Origin of the sequence: Aeromonas sp. CA23 (genome assembly GCF_002587065.1) — a bacterium.
In the GTDB taxonomy this organism is placed as follows: domain Bacteria; phylum Pseudomonadota; class Gammaproteobacteria; order Enterobacterales; family Aeromonadaceae; genus Aeromonas; species Aeromonas bestiarum.
This window is the reverse complement of the sequence record NZ_CP023818.1, coordinates 642685-655837: the sequence shown is the minus strand read 5'-3', so window position 1 is coordinate 655837 and position 13153 is coordinate 642685. Positions and strand designations below refer to the sequence as shown.

The following is a 13153-nucleotide window of genomic DNA, read 5'->3' as shown; positions in this document are numbered from 1 at the left end:
TCACAGGCAAGGTATGGGTCGGTGAAACCCGCCGGCTGTTTCTTACTGCGTTACTCACCGGGCACGCGCCGGTTTGGCTGCCAGAATTTAAAACTAGAAAGGCAAGGTAACTTATGTCGGTAGAACTGCTGGTGAACGTCACCCCCTCCGAAACCCGGGTTGCCCTGGTCGAAAACGGTCTGCTGCAGGAAGTGCACGTGGAGCGTCAGGCCAAGCGCGGCATAGTGGGCAACATCTACAAAGGCAAGATCAGTCGGGTGCTGCCCGGCATGCAGGCGGCTTTCGTCGATATCGGCATGGACAAGGCGGCCTTCCTGCACGCTTCCGACATAGTGCCGCACACCGAGTGCGTGGCGGTGAAGGAGAAGGAGCAGTTCCAGGCCGGCAACATAGCCGAGCTGGTGCGCCAGGGGCAGGACATCATGGTGCAGGTGGTGAAAGATCCGCTGGGCACCAAGGGCGCCCGTCTCACCACCGACATCACGCTGCCGTCCCGCTATCTGGTGTTCATGCCGGGCAGTGCCCATGTGGGGGTTTCCCAGCGCATCGAGTCCGAAGCTGAGCGCGAGCGCCTCAAGCGCACCGTGGCCAGCTATGTGGATGATCTCGGTGGCTACATCATTCGCACCGCCGCCGAAGGGGTGGGGGAGCAGGAGCTGGAGCAGGACGCCGCCTTCCTCAAGCGGCTGTGGCGCAAGATCCTGGAGCGCAAGCAGAAGTACCCGCCCTGCAAGATCCTCTACGAAGATCCCAGCCTGGCCTTCCGGGTGGTGCGCGACTTCGTCGGCGCCGAGCTCGACAAGATCCGGGTCGACTCGCGCCAGAGCTTCGATCAGCTCAAGCGCTTCACCGAGGAGTACGTGCCCGAACTGGCCGGCAAGCTGGAATACTACTCCGGCGAGTCACCCATCTTCGATCTCTACGACGTGGAGAACGAGATCCAGCGCGCGCTGGATCGCAAGGTAGAGCTGAAATCCGGCGGTTACCTCATCATCGACCAGACCGAAGCCATGACCACGGTGGACATCAACACGGGTGCCTTCGTCGGCCATCGCAATCTGGAAGAGACCATCTTCAATACCAACGTCGAGGCGACGGCGGCCATCGCCCGCCACCTGCGCCTGCGCAACCTCGGCGGCATCATCATCATCGATTTCATCGATATGCAGTCCGAGGATCATCGCCGGCGGGTGCTGCACAGCCTGGAGCAGGCGCTCTCCAAGGACAGGGCCAAGACCAACGTCAACGGCTTCTCCCAGCTCGGTCTGGTGGAGATGACCCGCAAGCGTACCCGCGAGAGCCTGGAGCACGTGCTCTGCTCCGAGTGCCCCGAGTGCAAGGGGCGCGGCCGGGTCAAGACGGTGGAGTCGGTCTGCTTCGAGATCCTGCGGGAGATCATCCGGGTCAATCGCGCCTACGATGCGGATCAGTTCACCGTCTACGCCGCGCCGGCCGTGGCCGACTACCTGCGGGGCGAAGAGTCCCACAGCCTCGCCGAGCTGGAGGTGTTCATCGGCAAGCAGGTCCGGGTGGTGAGTGAACCACTCTGCGGCCAGGAACAATTCGATGTGGTGATGATGTAATTGGTCTATCGCTGGCTGAGTCGGGGCTGGTTAGCCCTCGGGGTCTTCTTCGTGCTGCTGGCCATCCTGGTCAGTCTGGTGCGCTTTGGCGGCCCCTTGCTCAATCAGCACAGGCAGGCACTGCTCGACACCCTGCTGGCCGACAGCAAGCTGGAAGCCAGCGTCGATCGCATCGGTCTGGACTGGACCCGGCGCGGCCCTGCTCTCGAACTGCAACAGCTGGTGATAGCGCCGGATTCCGGCCGTTTCGCCCTGCGTCTTGGCAAGGTGTGGGCGCACCTCGACTTCTGGCGCTCCCTCAACGAACTCAAGCCTGTGTTCGGCCAGCTCATCTTGAGCGATGGCGACATAGCGCTGGATCTGGCCCAGCCGGCCGACCCCGAGCCCAGTGACGGCCGCGATCAGCAGCAGGCATTGCTGCGCTTCCTGCTGACCCAGCTCTCCACCTTCGACATTCACGACACCCGCCTCAGCCTGACCACGGCGCTGGGGGAGGTGCGGGCCCTCGACATTGCCCAGCTGCGCTGGCAGAACCGCGGCAAGCGCCATCAGGGGGTCGGCAAGGCCTATCTCATCAACGGGGTGGGCGAGAGCACCATAGATCTCATCCTGGATGTGGATGCCCCCGAGGCGCGGCTCGATCGGCTCAAGGGGCAGCTCTATCTGGGGGCCAGCCAGCTCGACATCAGCCCCATGCTGGCACGGATCCACGCCGGCGAGCCACGGGTGGCCGGCCAGCTCGATTTCCAGCTCTGGAGCACCTTTGCCAGCGGTCAGCTGGGGGAATCCCTGCTGGCATTCGGCAATAACTACCTGATCTGGCAGGATGAAAAACAGGGTGCCATGCACCGTCTCGGCCTGCAGGGGGGCAAGATCCAGCTGCGCCGGGATGGCGAAGAGTGGCAGCTCGCCAGCCATGACGTGACCTTCAAGCTCGACGGCAAGCCCTGGCTGCAGAGCCGGTTGCAGCTCGAGCGGGTTGGCTCCCGCATTCAGGGCTATGTGCCCGCCATCGATCTGGATCAGGTCGCCAATCTGAGCCAGCTGGTCTCCGGCCTCTACCCAGAGTTGACCGAAACCCTCAAGCGCACCCAGCCCAAGGGCCAGCTGCAGGATCTTGTCCTGCAGGCCGACGCCGACTGGCGCGGGCTCTCCCTCAGCGGCCAGCTCTCCCACATCAAGGTCACTGCCTGGCAGGACGTGCCCGGCGTGCAGGATCTCAACGGCGAGTTCTGGCTGACTCCGACCGGCGGCAGCGCCCGGCTGGCGCTGCACAAGGACAAAGTGGATCCGGCGCGCCACTTCAAGGAGCCGATTCCCATCGACAGCTTCTCGGCGCGGCTTGACTGGTGGCAGGATCCCAGGGGCTGGGTGCTCTATGGTCAGGACGTGGCGCTGGACAACCCGGATTTGACCCTCGCCAGCCGTTTCAGAATGGATCTGTACGAACATACCTTCCTCGCCCTGACCGGTCGCATCGACGTCAAGAATGCGGGCAATGCGGATCGCTACTACCCCTTGCAGGTGATGAGCAAGAGCCTGGTGGACTACCTGAGCGGTGCCATCAAGGGCGGCCAGGCCAGGGGCGCGGATCTGCTCTGGTACGGCGAGTTCAAGGATTTCCCCTACAGCAAGGGCGAGGGCATCTTCCAGGTGGCGGTGCCGCTGGAACGGGCCACCTTCCAGTTCTTCCCCGGTTGGCAACCGCTCACCGATCTGCAGATCGATCTCTTGTTCCAGAACGCCAGCCTCGACATGAACAGCCGCTCCACCCGGCTCGGCAAGGCCGGCTCCGACTCGGTCCATGCCTGGATCCCGGATCTCTACCCGGGTGCCCACCTCTATGTGGATGCCAAGGTCGAGGGCGAGGGCAAGGCCATCAGCGACTACCTGCAGGACTCCCCGCTGGGGGACTCTGTCGGTCAGGCGCTGCGGGAGATCGAGATCCGGGGCCCGCTCAAGGGCTCGGTCAAGCTGGATATCCCCCTCGATGGCGAGAGCGAGGTCAAGGCGAGCGGCGACGCCCTGTTCAGCAACAACAAGGTGCGGGTCGCCAGCCTGGATCTGCCGCTGGAGCAGGTGCAGGGGCGGCTCGAATATGACAACGAGCAGACCCGTTTCAGCAACCTCAAGGCGAGCCTGTGGAACCAGCCGCTGACTCTGGATTATCAGGGCCGGCAGCAGCCGAACCGCTATCAGGTCGACCTCAAGTTCAAGGGCTTGTGGGACAGCAGCCGCCAGCGCCGCGATCTGCCTGTGCTCGACATCCTCAAGGGGCGCGGCAACTGGGCCGGCACCCTGGGGCTGACCCTGCCCAACGACAAGCCGTTCAGCTTCCAGCTGGCGCTGGACTCCAACCTGCAGGGCATGGGGCTGGATCTGCCCTCGCCGCTGGCCAAGGACGCCAACAGCCGCTTGCCGCTCAAGGTGACAGCCCGTGGCCGCGACGGCAGCGCCGACATTCGCGCCGTGTTGGGCGCCGATGTGGATATGCAGAGCCGGCTGGTCTATGGCGATAGGGTGCCTTACCTCAGCCGGGTGCGGGTGGACGTGGGTCAGCCCGGCGCCCGGGTGCTGCGCGACAAGCCCATGCTGCTGGCCATCAACCAGCAGCAGGCGGATGTGGCCGGCTGGCTGGCCCGACTCAAGCAATGGCTGCCGGCGAGCACGGCGGCGGGCGGCAATGCCGTGGTCGGCCCCGCCTTCCTGCCCCAGGAGTGGTGGGTGGATGGCCAGCTGGCCCGCGCCGACATCGGCAGCGCCAACCTCAAGGCGGTGCACTTCACCGTGGGGCCGGTCAAGCAGGCCACCGAGGTGATGATCGACAGCCCGGACGTGATGGGAGTGGTGCGCCTGCCGGTGACCGAGCGTCAGCCCATAGACGCGAAATTTGCCCGCATCTATTGGTCCGGCAAGAGTTCGGATCTGAGCCCCGAGCCCGATGCCAGACAGGACAGGGCCATCATGGACGCCATTCCCTGGCTCACCTTCAGCTGCGTGGATTGCCGCTTCGGCGCCCTGCCGCTGGGGGAGGTGAAGGGAGAGCTGGTGCCCGGCGCCAACAAGCTGACCCTCAAGGGGCTGGACATGCGGCTGGCGGGCAGCCAGCTGACCGGCACTGTGGACTGGCTGGCCCAGCCCGGCCGCATGCAGACCCATGCCCGTGCCAGCATCAGCAGCAACAACAGCGAGCTGCTGCTCAAGCGGCTCGGCTATACCTCGCCCATCGGCGATGCGCCCGGCAAGATGGCGCTGGATCTGAACTGGAACGATGTGCCCTATCGGCTGGATGTGCCGACCCTGGCCGGCAGTGCCAACTATCAGCTGGAGGGGGGCACGCTGCGCGAGGTCAACGACAAGGGGGCGCGCCTGCTCTCCCTGCTCAGCCTGGACTCCCTGCTGCGCAAGCTGCGGCTCGATTTTCGCGATGTGTTCGACAAGGGCTTCTACTTCGAATCCATGTCCGCCTCCGCCAAGATCAAGCAAGGGGTGGTGGATAACCAGGACTTCTACATGAAGGGGGCGGCGGGCAACCTGCGCGGCGAAGGCATCGCCGACCTGGTGCGCTGGCGACTCGACTACGAGCTGAGCTTCTCCCCCAACCTGGGCGGCACCCTGCCGGTGGTGGCGGCCTTCTCCCTGACTCCGATCACCGGCCTCTATGTGCTGGCCCTCTCCAAGCTGCTGGAGCCGGTGGTGGACGTGGTCACCCGCATCGATTTTCGGGTCTCGGGTCCGCTGGATGCTCCCAAGCTGATCGAGGCGGGGCGGGATCGGGCCCGCATCAAGCTCAACCAGCAGCAGAAGGAGGCTGTCGATGCTGTGGCGCCCAATCTGCCGGCGCAGGAGGTGACCCCCTTCCTGCTGACCCCCAAACACGCGGGGCCCGCCCAGCGCTGAGGCTGGTGGCGGGTCTTGCCATCACAAGGAGTGAGCCATGATCCGACATATTCTGCTGATCACCTTCAAGGGTGAGGCCAGCCCCGACGATATCGCGGCCGTCAGGGCGGCCTTTCTCGCCATTCCGCACCAGGTCAGCGGCGTGCTGGCCGTGGAGTGGGGCCAAAATGACAGTCCGGAGGGACGGGCCGAGGGTTTCACTCACAGCGTGCTGATGACCTTCGCCGATGAAGCTGCCCGCCAGCGCTATCTGCCCCACCCGGATCACGATGCCCTCAAGGCGCTCTTTCGTCCCGTGCTGGATCGCATCATAGTGCTGGATTACACCCTGCAAGCGGGGGATGCTGTCACTGTCTGACGGCCAGAGCGACAAGGAGAGAGTCATGTGGTTAGCCGCAATACAGCTGGTGTCCGGCCGTCGCTGGCAGGATAACCGGGAGCAGATCGGCGCCGAGCTGGCCATGCTGCCCAAAGAGCGGCCGCTGCTGGTGCTGCTGCCGGAGAACTTCGCCCTGTTTGGCGAGCGGCAGGGCTATCTGGATGGGGCCGAGGCCATAGGCCCCGATCTGGGCGGAGCAGCGCCGATCCAGCAGCAGCTGGCCGAGTGGGCCCGCGACTACGGCATCTGGCTGGTGGCGGGGGCCATGCCGACCACCATCGCCGGTTCCGACCATATCCACACCAGCTCGCTGGTGTTCGACCCCAGCGGCGAGCTCAAGGGCCACTACCACAAGATCCACCTGTTCGATGTGGACGTAGCCGACAATCAGGGTCGCTACCGGGAGTCGGAGACCTTCAGCCCGGGGAGCCAGCCTGTGCTGGTGGACTCCCCCTTTGGTCCCCTCGGCCTCTCTATCTGTTATGATCTGCGCTTTCCCGAGCTTTACCGCCAGCTGGCCCGGGCCGGAGCCCGCGTGCTGCTGGTGCCTGCCGCCTTTACCGCCGTGACCGGCGAGGCGCACTGGGAGCCGCTGCTGCGGGCCCGCGCCATCGAAAACCAGTGTTATCTGGTGGCCGCCAATCAGGGCGGTACCCACGGGACGGGGCGCCAGACCTGGGGCCACAGCATGGTGATCGACCCCTGGGGCCGGGTGCTGGCCTGCCAGCCAGCGGGCCGTGCCACAGTGCTGGCAAAGATGGATGCCGGGCTTGTCGATGAATTGAAGCGCACTATGCCGGTGCTGAGCCACGCCCGCCTGCTTTGACGGTATGGTGGCGAATTGAAACGCTGCCTGTTGGCGGTGCTGAGCTGTGCCCGCCTGCTCTGATGGCGTGATGAAAAATTGAAACGCAGCCGCTGACCGCTACTAAGCCGGGTCCGGCTGTTGTCGGGTCGATTGGGCAAAGTCTGATAGGCCGTGATGCAGACCCTATGCAATTGGATTCGCAGCCATTCGATGATGCCGCCATGCGGCCAATCGACCCTGCGAGTCGACAAACGGTTAAAACATCTCATTACGAGAGTGGAGAAGAAGATTGAGTCTATTGAGCCAGGTTAGTGCCTCCCTGTTGGCCCCGAACGACCTAGATGAAGGGCGGCTGCAACAGCTGCTCGGCAGCCTGATGAGCCATCAGGTGGAGTTCGGCGACCTCTATTTCCAGCGCAGCTGGCACGAGTCCTGGATGCTGGAAGACGGCATCGTCAAGGATGGCAGCTACAACATCGACCAAGGGGTCGGGGTGCGCGCCGTCAGTGGCGAGAAGACGGGCTTCGCCTATTCCGATGAGCTGAGCCTGCTGGCGCTGCAACAGTCGGTTACCGCTGCCCGTGGCATAGCCGCCGCCGGCGCGCAGGGCAAGGTGAAGGCCTGGGCCCGCACCGAGGCCAACCTGCTCTATCCGGCCATGGACCCCCTGCAGACCCTCGACAAGTATCAGAAGATCGCCCTGCTGGAGCAGATGGACAAATTTGCCCGCAGCCTGGATCCCGCCATCAATCAGGTGATGGCCTCCATCAGCGGCGTCTATGAGGAGATACTGGTGGCCGCCACCGACGGCACGCTCGCGGCCGACGTGCGCCCGCTGGTGCGGTTGTCGGTGACAGTGATCGCCGAGAAGGGGGATCGCCGGGAGCGCGGCAGCGCGGGTGGCGGTGGTCGCTGCGGTTACGACTATTTCCTGGAGCTTGACGGGCTGGAGAGCCGGGCTTTCGGCTATGTGCGCGAGGCGGTGCGTCAGGCGCTGGTCAACCTCGAGGCCATAGACGCCCCGGCCGGGACCATGCCGGTGGTGCTCGGCGCCGGCTGGCCCGGCGTGCTGCTGCACGAGGCGGTGGGCCACGGTCTGGAGGGGGACTTCAACCGCAAGGGCTCGTCCGCCTTCGCCGGTCGCATCGGCGAGCAGGTCGCCTCCAAACACTGCACCATAGTCGACGACGGCACCCTGCCGGGTCGGCGCGGCTCCGTCAGCATAGATGACGAGGGGACGCCGGGTGGCTACAACGTCTTGATCGAAAACGGGATCCTGAAAGGCTATCTGCAAGACAAGCAGAACGCCCGCCTGATGGGGGTGCCGCTCACCGGCAACGGCCGCCGCGAATCCTACGCGGCCCTGCCGATGCCGCGCATGACCAACACCTACATGCTGGCGGGTCAGTATGATCCGGCGGAGATCATCGCCTCGGTGAAGAAGGGCATCTATGCCCCCAACTTCGGCGGCGGTCAGGTGGACATCACCTCCGGCAAGTTCGTCTTTTCCGCCTCCGAGGCCTACCTCATCGAGGATGGCAAGATAACGACCCCCATCAAGGGCGCGACCCTGATAGGTAATGGCCCAGAGGCCATGAGCCAGGTCTCCATGGTGGGTCGGGATCTGGCGCTCGATCGTGGAGTCGGCGTCTGCGGCAAGGAGGGGCAGAGCATTCCAGTCGGGGTCGGCCAGCCCACCCTCAAGCTGGACCAGCTCACAGTGGGTGGCACCTCCTAGCCCCGCTAGGTTGGGTCGGCCGCGCCGTGCATAACCCGACGCTGCATCTGCAAAGTCAAACCCCGGCACCTGCCGGGGTTTTGTCATTCAGGCAGACGGCAACCAACAAAAAGCCCCGGTACATGGCCGGGGCTGGTGGATAGGGTGACTGGGTCAGTTGACCGATATGGCTCTGGCGTCTATGTAGAAGCGCGCATTGCCTTGTGGATCGACCCTGATCTGGGCAACCAGACGATCGCTCTGTTTGTATTCCCACCGTGTTTTTATCCTGGCCAGGGCGGGGCTGGCTGCACCGACCACATTCAGATATTCATGAAACAGGCTGTAGCTTCCAATCTCGGTCAGCATCTTTTCCATTTGCACATCTCCTGCAGTGAGTGGGTGTCTCCACCCACAAACCTATCAAGCACACTCTGAATCGAGTCTGTACAAAAAACACACTATCTCATTTATGTGTCAGCAACATGATCAGGCGCAAGATCAGTGACGATTGTCGGCGGTTATGACACCGTTTTCAGTCAGGGCTGGCGGGCCTCTTCCAATTGTTCGAGTGCACCGGATACATGTGGCAATGCAGGTGCCGTTTGTGCCGCAGTGGCGCCGTGGAACACGGGATCCTGTGCCACTTCCTTGATGCCGTTGATGCAGAACTGCATGCCCATGCACACCAGCAGGAAGCCCATGATCCGGGTCATGGCATCTATACCGGTGGCACCGAGGATCTTGCAGACAGGATCCGCCAGCTTGAGCACGCCCCAGCTGAGTGCGCTCATCAGGGCGAAGGCGGTCACCATGGCGGCATAGATGGTGAAGCGGTTGTACTCGTCGGGCAGCTCGGCTATCTGGGCGGCGCCACTGATCACCAGCGCCATGGTGCCCGGCCCGCACATGCTGGGCATGGTCAGCGGCACGAAGGCGATGCTCTGGTTGATATCGACCCCGGCCGCCTGGCTCGGGGCCGGGAACAGCATGCGAAAGCCGATGAAGGCGATGATGAGACCGCCGGCCAGGCGCAGGCCGGGAATGGAGATCCCGAACAGATCCAGGATGGAGGAGCCGATGAAGAAGCTGACGCAGAGGGTGCAGAACAGATAGATGGCGGCCAGGTTGATCTGGCGGCGCACGTGCTCGCGCGACATGCCCTTGCTCAGCCCCAGCAGCAGGGTGGCCGTGGTGGGTGGATTGACCATGGGCAGCAGGGCAAGCAAGGCGAGAAATACGACCTGAAAGAACATCATGAACCTCGGATGACTAGAGTGGAGGAGTGTCCCGGGCCGTCGACAGGCCCGAGAGGGAGGCTATCTTATGTCGGCCGGGCTGAACACCAGCCATATGAAAAAAGCCCCGATTCCAGCGGGGCTTGCGAGGGGTCAGGCGATTTGCGGCGCAGCCTGCCGCTGGTTGCGCCGTTGCAGCCAGAGCAGCAGGCCGATGGCAAAGCCCAGTGCCGACAGGCTCACCACATAGTGGGAGGGGGCCAGCACGTCGTTCTTCATCCACAGGGTCACCAGCATGGGGGTGAGGCCGCCGAAGATGGCGTAGGCCACGTTGTAGGAGAACGACAGCCCGGAGAAACGCACCACTGCCGGGAAGGCGTTGACCATGACGTAGGGCACGGCGCCGACGATCCCGACCGCGAAGCCCGCCAGCATGTAGAGCGGGATCAGCTGATCCATGCCGGCCGCCAGGCCGTGGTAGAAGGCGTAGCTGGCGCCAGCCAGCAACAGGGAGCCCAGCATGAAGGTGGGACCGCTGCCGAGGGCATCGATCAGCCGGCCATAGAAGATGCAGCCCAGGGTCAGGGCCAGGATGGCCAGGGAGTTGGCGGTCAGGGCATCGGCGGGGCTGATGCCATGCACCTTCTGCAGGTAGGTGGGGGTCATCAGGATCACCACGACTATGCCGGCGGAGAGCAACCAGGTCAGCAGCATGGAGATCAGCACGCTGCCCTTGTGGTTGCGCAGCACAGTCTTGAGCGGCAGCTCTTCCGCCAGCGCCTTGTTGGCCTGCATCTCGGCGAAGACAGGGGTCTCGTGCAGCCAGCGGCGAAGGTACATGGCGACTATGCCGAACGCTCCGCCGAGTACGAAGGCCAGACGCCAACCCCAGTCGCTCACCTCGGCCGGGCTCATGCCGCGGTTGATGGCGGTGGCCACCAGGGAGCCAAGCAGTATGCCGGCCGTCAATCCCGCGGTGAGGGTGCCGCAGGCGACGCCGACCCGGCGGGCAGGCACGTGCTCCGCCACGAACACCCAGGCACCGGGCACTTCGCCACCGATGGCAGCTCCCTGCAGGATACGCAGCAGCAGCAACAGCAGGGGCGCGGCGATGCCGAGCGTGGAGTAGGTGGGCAGCAGGCCGATCAGCAGGGTTGGCAGCGCCATCAGCAATATGCTGAGGGTAAACATCCGCTTGCGGCCGATGAGATCGCCGAAGTGGGCCATGATGATGCCGCCGAGGGGGCGCGCCAGATAGCCGGCGGCGAAGATGCCGAAGGTCTGGAACTGGCGCAGCCACTCGGGAATGTCGGCCGGAAAGAACAGCTCGCCGATCACCACGGCGAAGAAGACGAAGATGATAAAGTCGTAGAATTCGAGGGCGCCACCGAGAGCGGCCAGGCTCAGGGTCTTGTAATCCTGTCGGTTGAGGGGACGGCTGTGGTCGTAAGCTTGCGTGACTGTCGTCATATCCTTATGTTTCCCATCGTTTTTTTAGTTATTGTTCCCCATCCTTTGAGGGGACACGCTCATGACCGAGGGTATGCTTTTGCATCCCGGTATGTAAATCGCACAATTCGCAATACTGTCTTGCAGCTTTTTGGTGCAGCGAGGCTGGGAACCTGGCCCATATCCGGAAGCCTGCTCCCGGGGCGAATGACAACGACTATGCCCGGATACTCAACCCGTTTCCGGGTACAAGACAGCTGGAGAAATCATGAAGAAAACCAAGGTGTTGCTCTCCTGGAGCAGCGGCAAGGACAGCGCCTGGGCGCTGCACACATTGCGGCAGGATCCGGCCATCGAGGTGGTGGGTCTGTTTACCACCCTCAATCAGGCCTTCGAGCGGGTGGCCATGCACGGGGTGCGCAAGCAGTTGCTGATGCAGCAGGCCGAGTGCGTTGGCTTGCCGCTGACCGCCATCGATCTGCCCTGGCCCTGCACCAATGAGGATTACGCCCGCATCATGACCGACTTCATCGCGGGCGTGGTGGCAGAGGGGATCCACCAGATGGCGTTTGGCGATCTCTTTCTCGAGGATGTGCGCGCCTATCGGGAGAAACAGCTGCTGGGAACGGGCATTGAGCCGCTGTTTCCGCTGTGGGGCAGCGACACGGCCAAGCTGGCGCAGCAGATGATGGCGGCTGGGCTCAGGGCCAGGATCAGCACCCTTGATCCGAAGAAACTGGATGCCAGCCTGGGCGGCCACGAGTTTGATCCCGCCTTGCTGGCGGCCCTGCCAGCCGGGGTGGATCCGTGCGGCGAGAATGGCGAGTTTCATACCCTGGCCTGGGACGGCCCCATGTTCCACCGGCCGCTGGCCATACGGGTGGGGGAGACTGTGCTACGGGATGGCTTCGTCTTCACCGACCTGCTGCCTGCCGACCTCCCTATCGTCTAGTCGGTCTTTGTCTCCCGCTCGCCCTTGTCGTCGTTGTAGCGCAGGGCTATGTCGTGAAACTGCGAGTGGATGCGGGCGAAGGTATCCGTGATGTCGGGGTCGAAGTGGCTGCTGCGCCCCGCCAATATGATGGGAACCACCTCATCATGGGACATGGCGGCCTTGTAGCAGCGCTTGCTGATCAAGGCATCGTACACATCCGCCAGCGCCATCAGCCTGGCCGAGAGGGGGATCTCGTCCCCCATCAGGCCATAGGGGTAGCCGGTGCCATCCCACTTCTCATGGTGGTAACAGGCGATCTCCTTGGCCAGGCGCAGAAACTCGACCTCCACCCCCAGCGCCTCCTCGGCATGGACTATGGCCTCCTTGCCGAGGATGGAGTGATGCTTCATCTGGGCAAATTCGTCTGCGTCCAGCTTGCCGGGTTTTAGCAGGATCCGGTCCGGCACGCCGACCTTGCCGATGTCGTGCAGGGGCGCCGACTTGAACAGCAGTTCTATGGTCTTGGGGGTCAGCTCGGCGCGAAAGCGGGGGTGATCGCACAGGGTCTCCGCCAGCAGCTTCACGTAGTGCTGGGTGCGCAGTATGTGGTTGCCGGTCTCGTTGTCGCGGGTCTCGGCCAGAGAGGCAAGGGAGTGGATGGTGATGTTCTGGATCAGCTCGTTCTCCCGGGTGCGCCGTTCCACCTCCTGCTCCAGATAGGCGTTCTGGTCGTGCAGCAGGTCCCGCGCGGCTTTCAGCTCCAGATGGTTTCTGACGCGGGCCAGCACGATGGCGGGGGTGATCGGCTTGTGGATATAGTCCACCGCACCCAGCGCCAGCCCGTGTGCCTCCGCGCTCTCCTCTACCTTGGCGGTCAGGAAGATCACTGGAATGTCCCGCGTCTGCGGCATCTCCTGCAGCGCCTGCATCACCTGGTAACCGTCCATCAGGGGCATCACCACATCGAGCAGGATCAGATCTACCCGGGTGCCGGCCGACAGTATTTCCAGCGCCCGCCGGCCGCTGATGGCCACCTTGACTCTATAGTGAGGGCTCAGCAAGGCGCTGAGCAGGGAGAGATTCTCCGGCGTGTCATCGACCACCAGCAGGGTGGGTTTGGTGTCGGGATCCAGCAAATTGAGCAT

10 protein-coding genes are annotated in these 13153 nt (G+C 63.7%); 6 read left to right on the top strand and 4 right to left on the bottom strand.

From position 1 onward, the window contains the following. Window positions 1-113: 113 nt before the first annotated feature. The 5 genes from rng (at window position 114) to tldD (ending at window position 8408) form a co-directional block, all read left to right on the top strand. Window positions 114-1583 (top strand): ribonuclease G, encoded by a 1470-nt coding sequence (gene rng, locus CK910_RS03010; protein ID WP_042868629.1) that lies wholly within the window; start codon window positions 114-116, stop codon window positions 1581-1583. After that, the gene (locus CK910_RS03005) at window positions 1584-5483 is read left to right on the top strand and encodes a YhdP family protein (RefSeq protein ID WP_098980972.1); all 3900 of its coding nucleotides are present in this window, start codon (window positions 1584-1586) and stop codon (window positions 5481-5483) included. A gap of 37 nt (window positions 5484-5520) precedes the next feature. Next, window positions 5521-5841 carry a Dabb family protein gene (locus tag CK910_RS03000; protein WP_098980971.1) on the top strand — a complete coding sequence of 107 codons (321 nt, stop codon included), beginning with the start codon at window positions 5521-5523 and terminating at the stop codon, window positions 5839-5841. 25 nt (window positions 5842-5866) lie between these two features. After that, the gene (locus CK910_RS02995; RefSeq protein ID WP_098980970.1) at window positions 5867-6688 is read left to right on the top strand and encodes a carbon-nitrogen hydrolase family protein; all 822 of its coding nucleotides are present in this window, start codon (window positions 5867-5869) and stop codon (window positions 6686-6688) included. Between the two features lie 271 nt (window positions 6689-6959). After that, window positions 6960-8408: a metalloprotease TldD gene (tldD, locus tag CK910_RS02990; protein WP_172955219.1), complete on the top strand. Its 1449-nt coding sequence runs from the start codon at window positions 6960-6962 to the stop codon at window positions 8406-8408. Window positions 8409-8561: 153 nt separating this feature from the next. Here tldD and CK910_RS02985 read toward each other — a convergent pair whose 3' ends face one another. The 3 genes from CK910_RS02985 to CK910_RS02975 all read right to left on the bottom strand — a co-directional run bounded on the left by CK910_RS02985 (window position 8562) and on the right by CK910_RS02975 (window position 11095). Beyond that, the gene (locus tag CK910_RS02985) at window positions 8562-8765 is read right to left on the bottom strand and encodes a hypothetical protein (protein ID WP_042868639.1); all 204 of its coding nucleotides are present in this window, start codon (window positions 8763-8765) and stop codon (window positions 8562-8564) included. A 161-nt stretch (window positions 8766-8926) separates the two neighbouring features. Continuing rightward, complete coding sequence (locus CK910_RS02980; RefSeq protein WP_043139769.1) at window positions 8927-9643, bottom strand: MarC family NAAT transporter; 717 nt, start codon at window positions 9641-9643, stop codon at window positions 8927-8929. A gap of 135 nt (window positions 9644-9778) precedes the next feature. Continuing rightward, window positions 9779-11095 carry an MFS transporter gene (locus CK910_RS02975; protein WP_098980967.1) on the bottom strand — a complete coding sequence of 439 codons (1317 nt, stop codon included), beginning with the start codon at window positions 11093-11095 and terminating at the stop codon, window positions 9779-9781. Between the two features lie 247 nt (window positions 11096-11342). Here CK910_RS02975 and CK910_RS02970 point away from each other — a divergent pair, with 247 nt between their 5' ends. Then, complete coding sequence (locus CK910_RS02970; protein WP_098980966.1) at window positions 11343-12026, top strand: ATP-binding protein; 684 nt, start codon at window positions 11343-11345, stop codon at window positions 12024-12026. Here CK910_RS02970 and CK910_RS02965 read toward each other — a convergent pair. Next, entirely contained in the window at window positions 12023-13153 is a 1131-nt protein-coding gene (locus CK910_RS02965; protein WP_172955218.1) for an HD-GYP domain-containing protein, read from the bottom strand. The genes CK910_RS02970 and CK910_RS02965 overlap by 4 nt on opposite strands.